The following is a 15,525-nucleotide window of genomic DNA, read 5'->3' as shown; positions in this document are numbered from 1 at the left end:
TAACCTCTTAACAATTTAATATTTAAATTTCCAAGAAATGCCTATATTATTTCCTATTCCATCTAAACCTTTTTTCATAAAATTGTAATCAAACTCATAATTAACCAAAAAAAATGGAGAATCAAACTCAATACCCAAATTGACAACAAAATTTAAATCTTTTGAAAAAGGAGACATTTGTTCTTTCAAAAAACCAAAACCCCCACTAATAAAAACGCCTTCAACAAGATATTTACCTACCTTAACACTTGTATTGTCAAGAACATCAACAAAAGTAGGATTCCCGATTTTGAAAAAATTATTATTAATAGAATTCTTCAATATATCTGTCTTTATACTCAACAAGTCTAAGTTTAATACAGAACGCATATAATCTTCAATGGGTTGAATTAAAAAATCAAGAGCAATGTCACTCACTATTCCAATTGCCATTTCAGCAGCATTAGTTCCTGCCGATCGCAATCCTCCCTCAGTCCCCTCTATTGTTGAGCCTGAAAGCAAATATTTAATTTCCTGCTCATTTCTAGAAGGATAAGACATAAACTCAATTTTCCATAAACTTAAAGGACTATCAATACTTATTGTAACAAGCAGTTTATCATTTCTATCCTTAATAGTATTTGTAGCCTCCGCTTTTATCCATGGATCAAATTTAGCTCTACTCTCATTAAAGGATATATAAGAACCACTTTTAAAGACAAATTTTTTATTATTATAATTAACAAAACCACTTGCAATATTTAAATCCCCCTTAATAATAAAATCGTCTGTTTTTGTGTCAGATTTTATTACAAGTTTATCCCCTCTTGAAATAGTAGCTTGTAAAAAAGAAATATTACTATCTGGCCAATGAAAAGTAACGCCGCTGTCAAAATTTATCTCAAGATCAGTTAAAATATCAAAATCTAGAAGATTAATATCAACGATTTGCAATCTTTTTGCTCGCTTGAAAGGATTTATTAATAAATCAACCACAGAACTTTCAAGAGAATAAACCCAAGCATTTGAAATATTTAAAACGCCTTTAAACATAATTTCATCAGCATTTCCTTCAATTGAAAAATCGCCTAAAGCATAGCCTGTAAAGCTTAAGGCAATTTTGTCAAATTTAATAGGAGCTCCCGTTCTACCAGTTACATTAATATCTATTTTGTAATAATCAATAATAGTATCACTTAAAAAATTTAAATTTAAACTAGTAAAAACAAAAATCTTAGAATATCGATCTAGGTTAAACTCATTGCTAAAAATGATTTTATTATCCTGAATTTCAACTGGCATATCAAATATTTCCAAAGCCCTATCACCACCAAATTTTCTAGAAGCTCTTAAATACTCGGTACTAATTGATCCTTTTTGAATATTTAAACTTCCACTAATATTGGGATTATACAAATCCCCATCAATATCAAATTCACCATTTAAAACAACATCGTAAAGAATAAAATGATTGTCAACATTAAATAAAGAATGTGAATCCAAAAAATCTTTGGTGATTATTTTTGAATCAAATTTAATATCTCTAACATTCCCAAGAATTTTATTTTTAATTATTTTGCCTGACGAATTAAAACTAAGAGGCAAATAATCTTTTAATATAAAGCTATATTCTCCACTTCCATAATGGTATAAAACATTAATAAGGTCATAATCAATTGAAGTCATATTAAATTTTTCAAAATCATTACTAAATTCAATAGTAAGATTGGATAAAAATTCATCTTTATATTTAATATCTCTAAATAAAAATTCGCCCTCTGTTTTGTTTTTCAAAACTCCAAATTGCTCTTCAACTCCACTTTGGAAATTTCTAAAATTTGCATTAAACTTATAAGAAAGCAAGTCACTATTGAAAACCATATTAGATACACCTATAGAACTGATTAGATCATATCTTAGGCTTCCAGTAAGAAATTCTTTTTTATTGCGCTTGGCTTTTATGTCATATATGTTAAGCTTATTGTCCAATAATCCCAAATTCATAGAAAACTGAACGGGAACGCCCAATAACGTTAATTTATCTGCCTCAAGATATCCACTCAAAGAATAATTTTTAAAATCATTCTTTTTAAAATTTAGCAAAAAATTACCATTAATCTTTCCTTCTAAAAGGGATAAAAAATTAAAATTATTAAAATCTAAGTCTTGAAATTTAAGCAAAAAATAACTTCCATATTCATCGGAATTAATCCCTAAAAAATATCGTTCTGAATTTAAGCTAGAAAATAGATTTAAACTTCCATTAAAATTATCTTTTAAATTAAATTGTCCATATCCTTGCAAATTTGAAAGTTTGTTTACAAGTTTAACATCAGAAATGTACAATTTATCATATTCATATAAGCCCTTAAAGCCAAAATTGAAATTATAGGCAGGTATTTTAGAAGCTTTTATTATATTAAACTCGTCTATTTTAAATTTCAAATCTTCATTAAAGCCTAAATAGCTCCCATTAAAATTTATATTTATTAAAAGATCAGAAGTTTTATTATAAACTCTAAAATCATTAACGTTAAGGGTATAAACTGTTTTGGAATCAAAATAATTAAAATTTAATTTAATACCAAGAGGAGATTCGGCAACAATAAACCTATCTTTAAGATTAATATTAAAATGCAAAGGATAAACTTTGTTCAAATAAGAAAAATTCGTGCTAATATTAAATCCACCTTCAAATAGTTTAACAAATAAATTGGAATTCAAATTGTGATCATTATAATGCAAATCAAAATTGTTTGATTTGTAAAAATTTTTTTCTCCACTAGCATCAAGCACAAATTTGAAATTGTTTAACTTCGAAAATACCATGAAATTGAATTTTTTTAATTTATTTTTATGATAATCAAATTTATTAAAATTAAAATCAGAAACCAAATTTAAATATTTACCTGAAAATAAAGTCTTAGGAAAAAAATTTATCAAGTGAGAACTAGGAATAACTTCCTTTAAAAAAAGTAAAGGAAATTCTTTAATGCCTAAACTTAAAGAAAATTCTTCATCATTAAGATCTCCTTTTAAAGAAATTTGAGAGTTTTTATTTTCTAAATAAATCAAATAGTCAACAAAAACTTTATCCTTTAAAAAATAAGTTTTTAAACTTAAATTTTGAAAACCAAGATTTCCAAGGCTAAAATTATTAGACTTAACCGAAAAAATATCTTTATCTTTATCTTTATCTTTATTAAAATCCAAATATCCATTTAGGTCGTTAAAGTTTAAAATTTTTGCAGACTTAAAATTAAGACGTCCTATTGGAAGCAAATCTTTTAAAGAATAATAACCTTTATAATTTACAACCCCCCTTTTAAGCTTTAAAAAAGCATTCTTAACGCTTACAATTCTATCATCTCCCTTAATTTCAAGCTGCAAGCCTTGAATTTCTTTACCTATGGTATCTACATTTAAAGATGAATCTATTATTCCTGCATATCTTAAATCTTTGTCCTTAAAATCATAAGAAAATGCCAATTGCCCATTTAAAGTGATATCAAAATAATCTTTATAAATTTCAAAGCCTTTGTTCAGCTTAATCCAATCTAAAAGATTAATATTGAAAAATAAAGCATCTAATCGAACAAAACCATTGGCCTTGTCATAACTTAAATTAAAATCAAAATTCTCTCTTCGTAAATTAAAAATTTTTAAATTTCCTTTTGAATAATTTATTTGAAACCCTTGCTCAAGTAAAGAAAAATAACTTGTTTTAAATTCAAAAAAACTAAAATTAATATAACCATCCTCAAAGCCTTTTTTGAATTTCCCCTCAAAATAGAAAGTTGAATCCAAAATTCCATCATCAACTATTTCAGGCGTTAAATTAATTTCTAAATTCTTAACAGCACTAAAATCAACTACAGAGCTAAATAAAAAATCTTCATCTACGGTACTTAAAGAAAAATTTTTAACTTTAAAATTTAACCAACTATCATTATTAAGCCTAATATTAATATTAATATTTTCTAAATTAATATTTAATCTATAAAGATAGTTTAAAATTTTATTTAAAATTACATTTTCATTGTCAGGATAAACATTGCTAGGATTTAAATTGCCAGATAATAAACTAAAGTTGTTTATATCAAAATTAAAATTACTCCCTTTAACATAAACATTTAAAATAATATTTTCATCACCTAAAATTAATTTAAACAGATTCAAATCTACCCTAACGATATCTATTAATATTTTATCTTTTCCATCTAAGCTTAACTCTAAACCGTCTATCTTGATTGATGATAAGAAATACGGTGAAATTTTATCATATTTAATCCTAAAGCCAAATTTTGATTCAAGATATTTTATAGCAAAAAACTTTGCAGAATAAATTTGAACTTGAACAAATGTATTAATGGAAAAAATTATTAAAACAAAAATAAAAAATGGTAAAATCCATAATAAAAAAGTCTTATTTCTCAAAAACAATAAATTCATACACTCTATCGATAATTATTATTATATAATAATTATCGATAACCTAATTATTGACATCAAAAGAAAGGAAGAGAAAAATATTTGTGATTAAAATATTAAAAAATTTTTATTGCATAGAAGGAATTGATGGAAGCGGGAAAACAAGCATCGCCAATAAATTGAAAGCTCTTTGCAACGATGAATCAAAGTATTATTTTACAAAAGAACCATCAAGCGGAATAATTGGAGAAATGATAAGAAAACAATTAATGAATTTTGAAAATCCTTTAAAAGAATCAACATTTGCATATCTTTATGCTGCAGATCGACATGATCATTTATATAAAAAAGATGGAATACTAGAAATTTTAAAAACAAAATCGACAAAAATAATAACTGATCGCTACTTATTCTCATCAATTGCCTATCAAGGAAAACTAGGATATGAATTAAATAAAAATTTTCCATTACCTGAAAAAGTATTCTTTATTGAAACAGCTCCAAACATAGCCTATGAAAGAATACAAAACAATAGAACACAAAGTGATCTTTTTGAACTTGAAAAATATCAAACTTTTGAACAAATTGCTCTAAAATATTTGAAAATATTCAAAAAACTGGAAAAAAAAATTAATGTAATTTATATTGACAATTCAATAAAAGATAATTTGGACAAAAACGCAAAAAAAATTTTTAATCTAATAAAATTCTAATATAATTATCATATGATTAATTATATTTTTAAAAATGTCACCTTTCAAATAAATTTAATTATTTTATTTCTTTTAGCATCAGTTGCAAAGATAAATGCATCGTCCAAATTTTATTATGCAGAACAATGGTATGTCATCTTTAGCACTCAAATAAAAAAAAACTCTGAAAACTATAAAAAAAATATATTTTTTCTTCAAAAAGCCTTAAAATACCCATTTGGAAATCCAAAATACTCACTAACTAAAATAGAAACTAAAAAGCAGTGGGAAAAATATAAACTGCTTTTCAAAATGCATGTAAACTTGCTTTTAGTTAAGCAAAACTTACATTTAGGAGATTTATTCGACACAAGAAATTTATATTTTTTCAAAACTCCAGAAAAAAATGGAATTATTTCCAATCTAGAAAAATCAAAAAAATTATATAAATTGGCTATTAATTACTATAATGAAGCACTAAAGTATCACAAAAAACTTGAAAATTACAAATTTGTTAAACTAGAAAACGATGGAATAACAAGCTGGGAAGATGAATATCATAAAATTTCTCTTAAAGAGCTTAATTACTATGATATTATTAAAAAAGAACTACTAAGAATTGAAGAAACTAAAGAATTTTTTGAACAAAGGCCAAACTATTATTAAAAAAACTCTTTGCCCTCTTTGGAAAAAAAAATTTTATTTATATAATCCCTATTTAAAGAAAACTTAAAAACAAGGTCTTTAAAATTATCCTTACTCAAAATACTATATTCTGAGAAAAGAGTTATTAGGGCTCTTTCTGCTAAAAAAGGCAGTTCTAAAATATTTCTTAAAATTTCAGCTCTAAATTCACATGCTTTTTCACTATCTAAAGAATTTGCAAAATTAGAATTTTCAACATTGGTGTTTAACGCTACAATTTCATTTTCAAGAAATTTTTTATCTCCTTGTGAATATAGCAAAGCAAATGGCTTTAAAAACGAAAAAAAATATTCCTTGCCTACAAGATAATGGTGCATTGAACATCTTGTAGAATAATTTGGGTAAATAGCAGATTCAATCTCTTCATCGCCACCAACAATAAGCAAAGGATCAAAATAAGGGGCTGGAATTTCTTTATTGTTGTAAAAATAATACCTATACGAAAAAAAAGATTCTTCCATGCAATCAATGTGCCCACAATAAGCACCAAGCTTATAAATCTTGTCTGAATATTCTACCAAAAGTTTAGCAGTATCATTAAAAGATTCTTTTCTAAAATTATAAAGCAGCGTAGGCAATATAAATAAAATATTCTCATTTAATGAAATTTTATTTAAAACAAAAATTAAACGTTCATCATAAAAACATGCTTCATCAATAATAAAAGTACCACAACTAGGATTAGAAGCTATTAAATTTTCAATATCAAAAGAGTTGCTAGCAAAACCAATCTCATCAATTTTATCTTTTCCGCCACCTCTATATGGTATTACGTTTTCTGGATAATCTTGAAATCTCCTCTTGTCGAGAAAATTTCTAATAAAAAATACATTAACCCTGCTTCTATTTCCTTTAATAATATTACCCAATACCTTGAAAGATTTTTTTCTTACAACAAGCGAATCTTTATAAATTTTTGCAGCATATTCTGTTTTTCCACTTCCCATAGGTCCAACTACAAGAATTAAGTTTATTTTTACTTTAAAATCAAAATGACTAATAGAAACAATGCCATTTGATAATTTAGTATCTTCTTTATTAGCAAAGTCTAAACAAAAACCCAAAAATCCTCCCCAAAGTAAATTAAAATTCAATTACATAAATAAAAATAACAAAAACCATTAAAATTAAAAAGCCTAAAAATTGATAATTTAATATTTTATTAAATTTTTATTCAAGTTATTATTCAAAAGAACAATAATTTTCAAAACCATCATCATCTAACAAAGCTTTCTTTATTTTTAGTTTATTCTTCTCATAAATTTCAATATAATTAAATTTTTTAGAACCATTAACTTTTCTATAAATTGAAACCAAACTTCCAATCACATAATTTTTAATTTCTACCAAATTAGATCCAAAATATTTTTTTTTACTTATCAAGCTTGATCTAATATCTAAAACAGAAGTTTTTTCAAAAAATAAATTTAAAGCATTTGGCATGAAAAAATCTTTAATATCAATCAAGAACAACTCCCTTATCCCAAGACTATTAAAATTGTAGCCCAAATTATTAAAAAGATTACACTTAAAAGTATGCAAAGCAAACGTATAAACATCTCTTTTGTCAGGATATTGAACCTCAATCATATCAACATACGGGTAAACAGAATAATTTATTTTATAACCAAGCAAACTATTCTCATAATAAACTAGGGACTTATCTTTAAAATAAATTTTATTAAAATATTTGCTATTTAAACTAAATTTGTTGTCAAAATCTACTATTCCTGAAAAAATACCTACTAAAACTCCATCTTTAAGTATGGCAACATTATTTTTATTATCAATGCAATAAATTCCTGACAAACTTTTATAATCTTCTAAAAATTTCCTCTTCATGTCGGGATCCTCTAAAAGATCATAAAACATTTTATATTCATTTATTGTCTCAGGTGGAAATTTTTTAAAAACCTTATAAGCTTCGGCGGGTTCTAAAAGTTTGTATTTTAAAAAATAAATGCCGTGAATTCCATTATATTCTTTAATTTTGCTCTTAAGAAAAGAAAACAAAGAAACAGAATTGTCATAATTAAAATTTGAATTTCTAAATATATAATTAATGTTTTCAGTTGTAAAGAAAAAACTTTCTTTTGATCTAATAGTATTAAAAATGCTAAAAAAAAATCTATCTTCTTTTAAAAACCACTTAAAAAATAAAAAATCATTACCATATAAAGAAAAAGCTTTAAATAAAATTTTTTTAAAATCATCTCCAAAGCTTTCAAGTCTTCCAGAAGCTTCAAGCCTCATACAGATCAAATCTTTATCTATTTGCAATTCTTCATTCAAGTTTCCATACAAAGTAATAATTTCTTCATACATACTCTTATTTTCATTTTGTCTTAAAAGCAACGAAAAATAATAAGCGTATACTTCTTTAAGAGTTGTTACTTTAAATTTATTAATATTAATTGCTTCTTTTAATAAATAAATTTTATCCGTTAAAGCAACATCCTCTTTTAATGAAAGCTCATAAAGAGCATCTGAAGCTAGCAAATTGAAATCAAGAGATCCATAAATTAAATCATTTCCTTTTTGTAAATTGGAAAAATTTTTAGACTCATTGAAAAGAATACTTGAAATATCTTCATCTTCTTTGACTGAAATTGCATATAGGTTTATAGAAATAAAAAGAATGAAACCCATCTTTAAATAAAACATAAACACTTACCTAACCTTTTATATCTTCCTCCTTTACTCCTTTTGCATTAGAGTCTGAAGAATCTGATAAAAATAAATTGTATTCATCTTTATTAGCTTCAAAACCTAAAAGCTCTCTTACTTCTTTGTCTGTCAAAGTTTCTTTTAAAACAAGTTCTTTTGCAAGCTTAACAAGTTGATCCTTATGCTTTACAAGGATATCTGATGCCTCTTTTAAGCATTCTTCAAGTATTCTTTTCACCTCTCTGTCAACTTTATCGGCAGTGTTCTCAGAATAAGCCTTAGCCTTTGAAAACTCTTTTGGAAGAAAAATGGGTGCTTCATCATCTACTAAAAATATTGGACCAACTTCTTCACCCATTCCCCACTCTGTAACCATTTTTTTAGCCAAACTAGTAGCTTGCATTAAATCATTTTGAACACCCGCTGTTGTAACACCTAAATTTATTTGCTCACTAGCATAACCACCATAACATATCTTTATTTTATCAAGAATTTGGTGCTTATTTATTGAAAGCCTATCTTCCCTTGGAAGAGAAAATGCAACACCAAGTGCCCTGCCCCTTGGAATAATGGTAACCTTGTGAAGTGGATCAGCATGTTCAAGATAGTAGTGAAGCAAGGCATGGCCTGCCTCATGATAAGCCGTCTCAAGCTTTTGCCTATCAGTAATAGTCATGGATTTTTTTGCAACCCCCATCAATATTTTATCTCTGGCTTCTTCCATATCCTTCATTAAAATTTCATCCTGATTATTCCTTGCGGCTATTAAGGCTCCTTCATTAATTAAATTTGCAAGATCAGCACCACTAGCTCCAGGAGTAGCTCTTGCTATTACTTGTAAATTAATATCTTTTGAAAGCTTTGTTTTTGCAGAATGAATATTTAATATTGCCTCTCTTTCCTTAATATCAGGCAAAGAAACTGTTACTTGTCTGTCAAATCGTCCGGGCCTAAGCAAAGCAGAGTCAAGAACATCTGGACGATTTGTAGCAGCCATAACAATTACATTGGTATGTGTTCCAAATCCATCCATTTCAACCAACAGCTGATTAAGAGTTTGTTCTCTTTCATCATGACCACCGCCAAGCCCTGCGCCACGACTTCGACCAACAGCATCAAGCTCATCAATAAAAATAATACATGGAGAATTTTTTCTAGCATTATCAAATAAATCTCTAACACGACTTGCTCCAACCCCAACAAACATTTCAACAAAATCTGAGCCTGACATATGAAAAAAACTAACTCCAGCTTCACCGGCAACGGCTTTGGCAAGCAAAGTTTTGCCAGTACCCGGAGAGCCAACTAAAAGCACTCCTTTGGGAATTTTTGCACCTATTTTTTCAAATTTTTTTGGATTTTTAAGAAATTCAACAACTTCGCGAAGCTCCTGCTTAACCTCTTCTTGACCAGCTACATCTTTAAAGGTGATTTTATTCTTTCCAGCTTCATACTTTTGAGCATTACTTTTTCCAAATGTAAAAACCTTTCCACCACCACCTTGAGTTTGACGAAATATAAAGAAAAAGAAAATAAAAAATAAAATCCATGGCAAAGTTTGTAATAACACACCAATCAGAGAAGCTTGACTTTTCCCTGAGCTAAGCTCAACTTTTTTACTTTTTAGTTCTGAAAGTAGATTTATATCAAGATAGGGAATACTGGTAGAAAAATAAGACTTTGCAAAGTTAGAACCCTTGACAACAAATTGAATCAAATTTTTATCAATTATTACTACAGACTCAACTAGACCATTGTCTAAATAACTCTGAAAAGTGCTGTAAGGAACATTTTTATAGCTTTCTCCCCCCCTTATAAAATATGACATAAATATTGCTGAAATTAGAAAAACAACAACAAGCCCTAAAATCCAATTTTTATTCTTCTTTTTGTTATTAGATTTTCCATTATTATTCATATTATTATTGCCATTCATTCCTTTAAAAGCCCTCCAATCAAAGATATACTAATTTTTTTAAGAATGCTTTTTTCACTCCATACTAAGTTTAAAGTATTTAAATCAATAATTCCAATTAATCTGTTATCTAATGCTAACAACACTAAATAAATTGGATTACACCTTATAAACTTAGAAAAAAATTTTTTTGCTTTCAATCTATCCTTAAAAAATTTATACCTAAACTCATAAGAACAACATTTTAATCTTGATACAGAATCTACATTACACTCTAAATATTTTAACAAAATCTTACCTAAAGATAAACTATGCCATTTGCCAACTTCCAAAATAAAATCAAAAGGTTTGTAAAATTTTTCATCTCTTTTAAAAATCAAATTAATTTTATTATGCCTTTTTTCTAAAAAAAAATCATTGGTTTTTAGCAAAACATTATTTTTCTTTCTATTAATTTCTACTTTAAACGCTTCATTAAGAGCTTTATAGGAAATTTTAGCTGCAATTCCTTCTGAATTTAAAATTTTAAAAATCAATCTAAACACCAAATACTTAGGAAAATCTAAAAAAGTTTTCAAGTTAAAAGAATAATAATATTTGCCTTTCTCAACAGGGAAAAACTCATCTTTTTCAAAATAATCCACAAATTCCTTTGAAAATTCAGATATTCTTTTAATACATTTTTCATATCCTTTAAAAACCTCTTTTATAGCGGGTAGTAAATTATTTCTAACTCTATTTCTTAGATATAAATTTTGAGCATTTGTACTATCAACGAAAAATCCAATATTATTCAAAGATAAAAAATTTTCAATTTCTAGTCTTGAAACCTCAAGTAAGGGTCTAATAATGTTTCTATTGACACTAGGAATGCCTGAAAGACCATCCAAAAAAGATCCTTGAAAAAATCTCATAATTATTGTTTCAATTTGATCGTTTTCATTATGAGCAAGCGCAATATAATCTGCACTATTTTCTTTAAGAGCATTTTCTAAGGCAGTATATCTGTATTCCCTTGCAAGCTCTTCAATAGATACTCCCAACCTAGCTGATTCACTTTTTATATCTATATCACATTTTTTAATTTGTAAAGCAACATTGTAAAGATCGCAAAACCCCTTTACATGTTCTATCTCTTGATTTTGTTCATTATCAGATCTAATAAAATGAGCAAAATAAAATGCAACAACATTATTGCTTAAGTAATATTTTAAATTCAATAGTAAAGCTGTAGAATCAGCCCCACCGGAAAAAGCAACAATAACCCGATTTTTATTTAAAGAATTTTTTTTATAAAACTTATCTATTTTAATTTGTATATTATCGTCTAAAAAATGCATTAAAAATTACTAGAATTGATTTTTTGAACCTTATTTTTAAAATTTGATTTGCTAATATCAATAAGCTCATCGCTTAAAAAATCATACAATTTTTCAAGCCTATCTATTTCATCCTTACAAAATCTAGAAAGAACAAACCTCTTTATATCGCATATAACGTTGCTTCCAACCCCAATATAAAGTCTACTATAATTAGAGCTTCCAAGAACACTTGAAATTGACCTAAGACCATTATGAGTAGACACACCACCTCGCTCTTTAAGCCTACATTTTCCCAAAGGAAGATCAACATTATCAAGAACCACTAATAAATTATTTATACACATATAAAAATCTGAAAATATTGAAGGAAATAAAGACCCACTTAGATTCATATAGGTCAATGGCTTAACCAAAATTACTCTTCCAGAAATCATTTTTAATTCTGAATATTCATATTTTTTTTTTCTTTTTAAAAAAAGGCCATTTTTAGAAACAATTTTATCTAAAAGAGAAAAACCAACATTATGCCTGGTTAAAGAAAATTCCAATCCAGGGTTTCCTAATCCAAGTATCAATAACCCCATAAAATCACTTTATAATAACAACTTCCAAATTCTCGTCATTTTCTGCAAGCCCAACATTATAAGGCAACACAAGATCTTTAAGAAGAACGCTATCCCCTTTATTAACAGGAGTTAAATCAAGCTCTATAAATTCTGGCAAATCCAAGGGCAAAGACCTTACCCTAACCCGCTCTTTTAAAACAGTCAAAATTCCACCCTCTTTAACCCCAATAGAAGCTCCAATAAGCTTAATAGGAACATATTTTTCAAGCTCAACATTCCTATCTACTTCGTAAAAATCAATATGATAAATAAGCTTGCTGGCAATATTTTCTGCAACATCTTTAACAAAAACGCATCTTTCAAGCTTGCCATCATCTAATATTAAGACAGTATTATCCGTAAATTTTGCAAATTTCTTATTAAACTCACTACTCTTAATTCTTAAGTGTGAAACATCATTGCCTTGACCGTAAACAACCGCCGGTATTTCACACTTAGCTCTTATCCTGCGAGCATTAGAAGATCCAAAACTTGATCTATATTGGCAACTTAAAATCCTGCTATTTTCCACCAAAAAACTCCTAATGTAAAATACTGGGACGGAAGGATTCGAACCCTCGAATGACTGGACCAAAACCAGTTGACTTACCACTTGTCGACGTCCCAAATACCTTATTAATACTTACAATTGACAAGCATACAAGATACAACGAGCTTTGTCAACAATTATCTAAAAATCTAATTCAAGTTCAAAATCGGCTGGATTTTCTCTTATATATTCCTTAAAAATAGAAGTTTGCAAAGCTTTTCTAAAATCTTGACTAATAGGATGTACAATGTCTTTATATTCGCCGACTCTAGTTCTTCTGTTGGGCATAGCAATAAATACTCCCTTTTGACCTTTAATAACTCTAATATTGTGAAGAACCAAACAGTTATCAAAAGTAACTGCAACATATGCTAATAATTTAGAACCCGAATTTTTACTATCAACTTTCTTAATCCTTATGTCTGTAATATCCACTTATAAGCCCGCAAAAAGTACATAACTTAAATCTAAAATATTTTCTATTTTTTGTAAACATATTTTTATGATATTTTTAGTTTTTTTAATTAATTTTAATTAAACTAAGCAATTAAGGATAAATAATGATTCCTTTGGACCATATTTTTTCAAGCTCATAGTATTCCCTAGATTTTTCACTCATTAAATGAATTACCAAATTTGAACCAGAAACAACAGTCCAGTCATAAACCAAACCTTTTCCTTGAACATTAAGATTAATTTTTTTTTCTTTAAAAAATTTAATTATTTTATCAACATATAAAGCTTCCATTTGCTTAAATGATACAAAAGTAGCTATTATAAAAAAATCAGTCCAATTGCAAACATCGCTAACATTAATACCTATAACATCAATTCCATTAAAATCACTTATTATTTTACATAAATCATTAATATCATTTACTTTTAACATATCTTCCATCAAAATCATCTCCTAAAATAACTATTACATCAGGATTAATATCAAGATTATCAAGCTCTAACAATCTTTTAGTTTGAACTTCAGAAATTGGCTTAATATTTGAGGTTTTAATTGCTTCTCCAACCCTAACAGCCATTTCTAAATTATCCGAATTATTTATAATCAGGGTATTTTTATAAGAATTTTTATCTGCATTACCAAATTTTAAAACTTTAAATTTTAAAGAATTAAAAATATTTGCTGTTTTTTTTGCAAGCCCAACAACTTTTGTTCCATTTAAAACAACAATCTTTACTATCTCTTCTGCGCCTTCATTAACAAGTTCTTTGTTTAATTTATCCACCGATTCTTTTAAAATAGCGCCCCCATAATAAGGAAAAACTACCTTTATCAAATTATTATCATTATCCTTAAAAATCTCTTCTTGTCCTTTAATATTAATAGAAATAATTTTATCATTATTTATTTTATAATTTTTAACAATATATTTAAAAACAACCTCTGAAAGGTTAGTATCTAACATGGAATATATTTTAAAAAAATTATCATTTTCAATGCCAAAATCTGAAATTTGAAAAAGAAGTCTTTTAAAAAACTCTTTAAAAAATTCAATTCTCTCTTCAAACTGATTAACATCATTAAAATATCTCAAATAATCATACGCTTTATCACCATCAAAATTAGAAGTACCAGAGGGTATTAAAATAGAATCCTCAAAACTGTAAACTTTTACTGGGTTTTTAACAAGAAGTCTAACTCCCCCTAAATAATCAATAAGTTTAACAAAATTTTCTTTTTGAAAACGAATATAATAATCTGATTCATGAGATAATTGTGTATAAATTTTAGATAAAAATTTATTAAAAGAATTTTTTTTATAAAGATCTTTAAACCAAGATATATTCCCTTTTAAATCTTCATATCCAGTATGAATCGGAATATCTAAAAATCCAATATTTCCTGTTTTCATATTAATAAAAATTTCTTGCATACTTACAAGGTTTTTGTTAAGATCTTCTATTAGGAACAAAAAACTAATATTGCTCTTTGTATTAAGCTCGAAGTAAACCAACTCTTTTTTTGAGCTTCTAATAAAAAAAATTACTACACTTGATATTATTAGAACAATTAAAAATAAAAAAAATAAATCCTTTCTCAAACATTTACCTTTTTAACATACAAATTATTGTCTTTAATGTATTTTAACACACCAAAAGGCAATAAATAGCTAACTGGAAATCCATTTGCAATTCTATTTCTAATCTCTGATGAGGAAATCGGTATTATTTTATTATCTATATAAATATGCTTAAAAAAACTTTTAAGTCTCTCTTTGTAGATTCTGTGAGCAACAACAAGATCAACAGAGCTTACAATGCTTTGGGGATCTTTCCATGAATCAAAATTTTGAAAAAGATCATCACCAATAACTAAAAAAAGTTTAGCGTTTTTGTATTTTTTTTTAACACAAGAAATAGTATCAACAGTATAAGTTATACCGCCATTTATTATGTCACAATCATCTATGAACATTTTATCTTCATTCTCTAATGCAAGCTTGAGCATATCTATTCTATTGTTAATACTAACATCCTCATCAATCAATTTATGAACTGGATTGCAAGTAGGAATAAATATTACCTTGTCAATATTTAATAAATACTCTATTTCTTTAGCCAAAAAAATATGTCCAATATGCACTGGATTATAAGTGCCTCCTAATATTGCAATTCTCACGATTTCTTTCCTAAATCAAATCTG

The 15,525-nt window shown here is 26.8% G+C and carries 13 protein-coding genes and 1 tRNA gene; 2 read left to right on the top strand and 12 right to left on the bottom strand.

Annotation, left to right across the window (positions count from 1 at the left end; genetic code table 11):
* Positions 1-15: 15 nt before the first annotated feature.
* The gene (locus QIA00_RS04015; RefSeq protein WP_316257593.1) at positions 16-4,431 is read right to left on the bottom strand and encodes a translocation/assembly module TamB domain-containing protein; all 4,416 of its coding nucleotides are present in this window, start codon (positions 4,429-4,431) and stop codon (positions 16-18) included.
* An 83-nt stretch (positions 4,432-4,514) separates the two neighbouring features.
* On the opposite strand from QIA00_RS04015, the gene tmk reads away from it, so the two are divergent.
* Both tmk and QIA00_RS04005 read left to right on the top strand, forming a co-directional pair.
* Entirely contained in the window at positions 4,515-5,123 is a 609-nt protein-coding gene (tmk, locus tag QIA00_RS04010; RefSeq protein ID WP_316257592.1) for a dTMP kinase, read from the top strand.
* A 12-nt stretch (positions 5,124-5,135) separates the two neighbouring features.
* A complete protein-coding gene (locus QIA00_RS04005; RefSeq protein WP_316257591.1) occupies positions 5,136-5,768 on the top strand; it encodes a hypothetical protein in 633 nt (210 codons plus the stop codon).
* On the opposite strand, the gene QIA00_RS04000 is transcribed toward QIA00_RS04005, so the two are convergent.
* The 11 genes from QIA00_RS04000 to nadD all read right to left on the bottom strand — a co-directional run bounded on the left by QIA00_RS04000 (position 5,765) and on the right by nadD (position 15,501).
* Positions 5,765-6,871, bottom strand: a complete 1,107-nt coding sequence (locus tag QIA00_RS04000; RefSeq protein WP_316257590.1) for a thymidine kinase — start codon at positions 6,869-6,871, stop codon at positions 5,765-5,767. The genes QIA00_RS04005 and QIA00_RS04000 overlap by 4 nt on opposite strands.
* A 118-nt stretch (positions 6,872-6,989) precedes the next feature.
* Positions 6,990-8,471, bottom strand: a complete 1,482-nt coding sequence (locus tag QIA00_RS03995) for a hypothetical protein (protein WP_316257589.1) — start codon at positions 8,469-8,471, stop codon at positions 6,990-6,992.
* A 10-nt stretch (positions 8,472-8,481) separates the two neighbouring features.
* The gene (gene ftsH / locus QIA00_RS03990) at positions 8,482-10,410 is read right to left on the bottom strand and encodes an ATP-dependent zinc metalloprotease FtsH (RefSeq protein WP_316257588.1); all 1,929 of its coding nucleotides are present in this window, start codon (positions 10,408-10,410) and stop codon (positions 8,482-8,484) included.
* Positions 10,407-11,729: a tRNA lysidine(34) synthetase TilS gene (gene tilS, locus QIA00_RS03985; protein WP_316257587.1), complete on the bottom strand. Its 1,323-nt coding sequence runs from the start codon at positions 11,727-11,729 to the stop codon at positions 10,407-10,409. Before tilS ends, ftsH begins: the two co-directional genes overlap by 4 nt.
* Positions 11,729-12,295 carry an aminoacyl-tRNA hydrolase gene (gene pth / locus QIA00_RS03980; protein ID WP_316257586.1) on the bottom strand — a complete coding sequence of 189 codons (567 nt, stop codon included), beginning with the start codon at positions 12,293-12,295 and terminating at the stop codon, positions 11,729-11,731. The genes tilS and pth overlap by 1 nt, the downstream gene beginning before the upstream one ends.
* Positions 12,296-12,299: 4 nt before the next feature.
* Positions 12,300-12,848 carry a 50S ribosomal protein L25/general stress protein Ctc gene (locus QIA00_RS03975; protein WP_316257585.1) on the bottom strand — a complete coding sequence of 183 codons (549 nt, stop codon included), beginning with the start codon at positions 12,846-12,848 and terminating at the stop codon, positions 12,300-12,302.
* 23 nt (positions 12,849-12,871) lie between these two features.
* Positions 12,872-12,943: transfer RNA gene (locus tag QIA00_RS03970), tRNA-Gln, on the bottom strand.
* A 64-nt stretch (positions 12,944-13,007) separates the two neighbouring features.
* Positions 13,008-13,301 carry a DNA-binding protein SpoVG gene (gene spoVG, locus QIA00_RS03965; protein WP_316257583.1) on the bottom strand — a complete coding sequence of 98 codons (294 nt, stop codon included), beginning with the start codon at positions 13,299-13,301 and terminating at the stop codon, positions 13,008-13,010.
* Between the two features lie 112 nt (positions 13,302-13,413).
* A complete protein-coding gene (gene rsfS, locus QIA00_RS03960) occupies positions 13,414-13,764 on the bottom strand; it encodes a ribosome silencing factor (RefSeq protein WP_231014450.1) in 351 nt (116 codons plus the stop codon).
* The gene (locus QIA00_RS03955) at positions 13,739-14,923 is read right to left on the bottom strand and encodes an LCP family protein (protein WP_316257581.1); all 1,185 of its coding nucleotides are present in this window, start codon (positions 14,921-14,923) and stop codon (positions 13,739-13,741) included. Before QIA00_RS03955 ends, rsfS begins: the two co-directional genes overlap by 26 nt.
* Positions 14,920-15,501, bottom strand: a complete 582-nt coding sequence (gene nadD / locus QIA00_RS03950; RefSeq protein WP_316257579.1) for a nicotinate (nicotinamide) nucleotide adenylyltransferase — start codon at positions 15,499-15,501, stop codon at positions 14,920-14,922. Before nadD ends, QIA00_RS03955 begins: the two co-directional genes overlap by 4 nt.
* Positions 15,502-15,525: the final 24 nt, after the last annotated feature.

Origin of the sequence: Borreliella americana (assembly GCF_032595795.2) — a bacterium.
In the GTDB taxonomy this organism is placed as follows: domain Bacteria; phylum Spirochaetota; class Spirochaetia; order Borreliales; family Borreliaceae; genus Borreliella; species Borreliella americana.
Note: the sequence above shows the minus strand (reverse complement) of the source record. Positions and strands in the feature narration are given on the sequence as shown.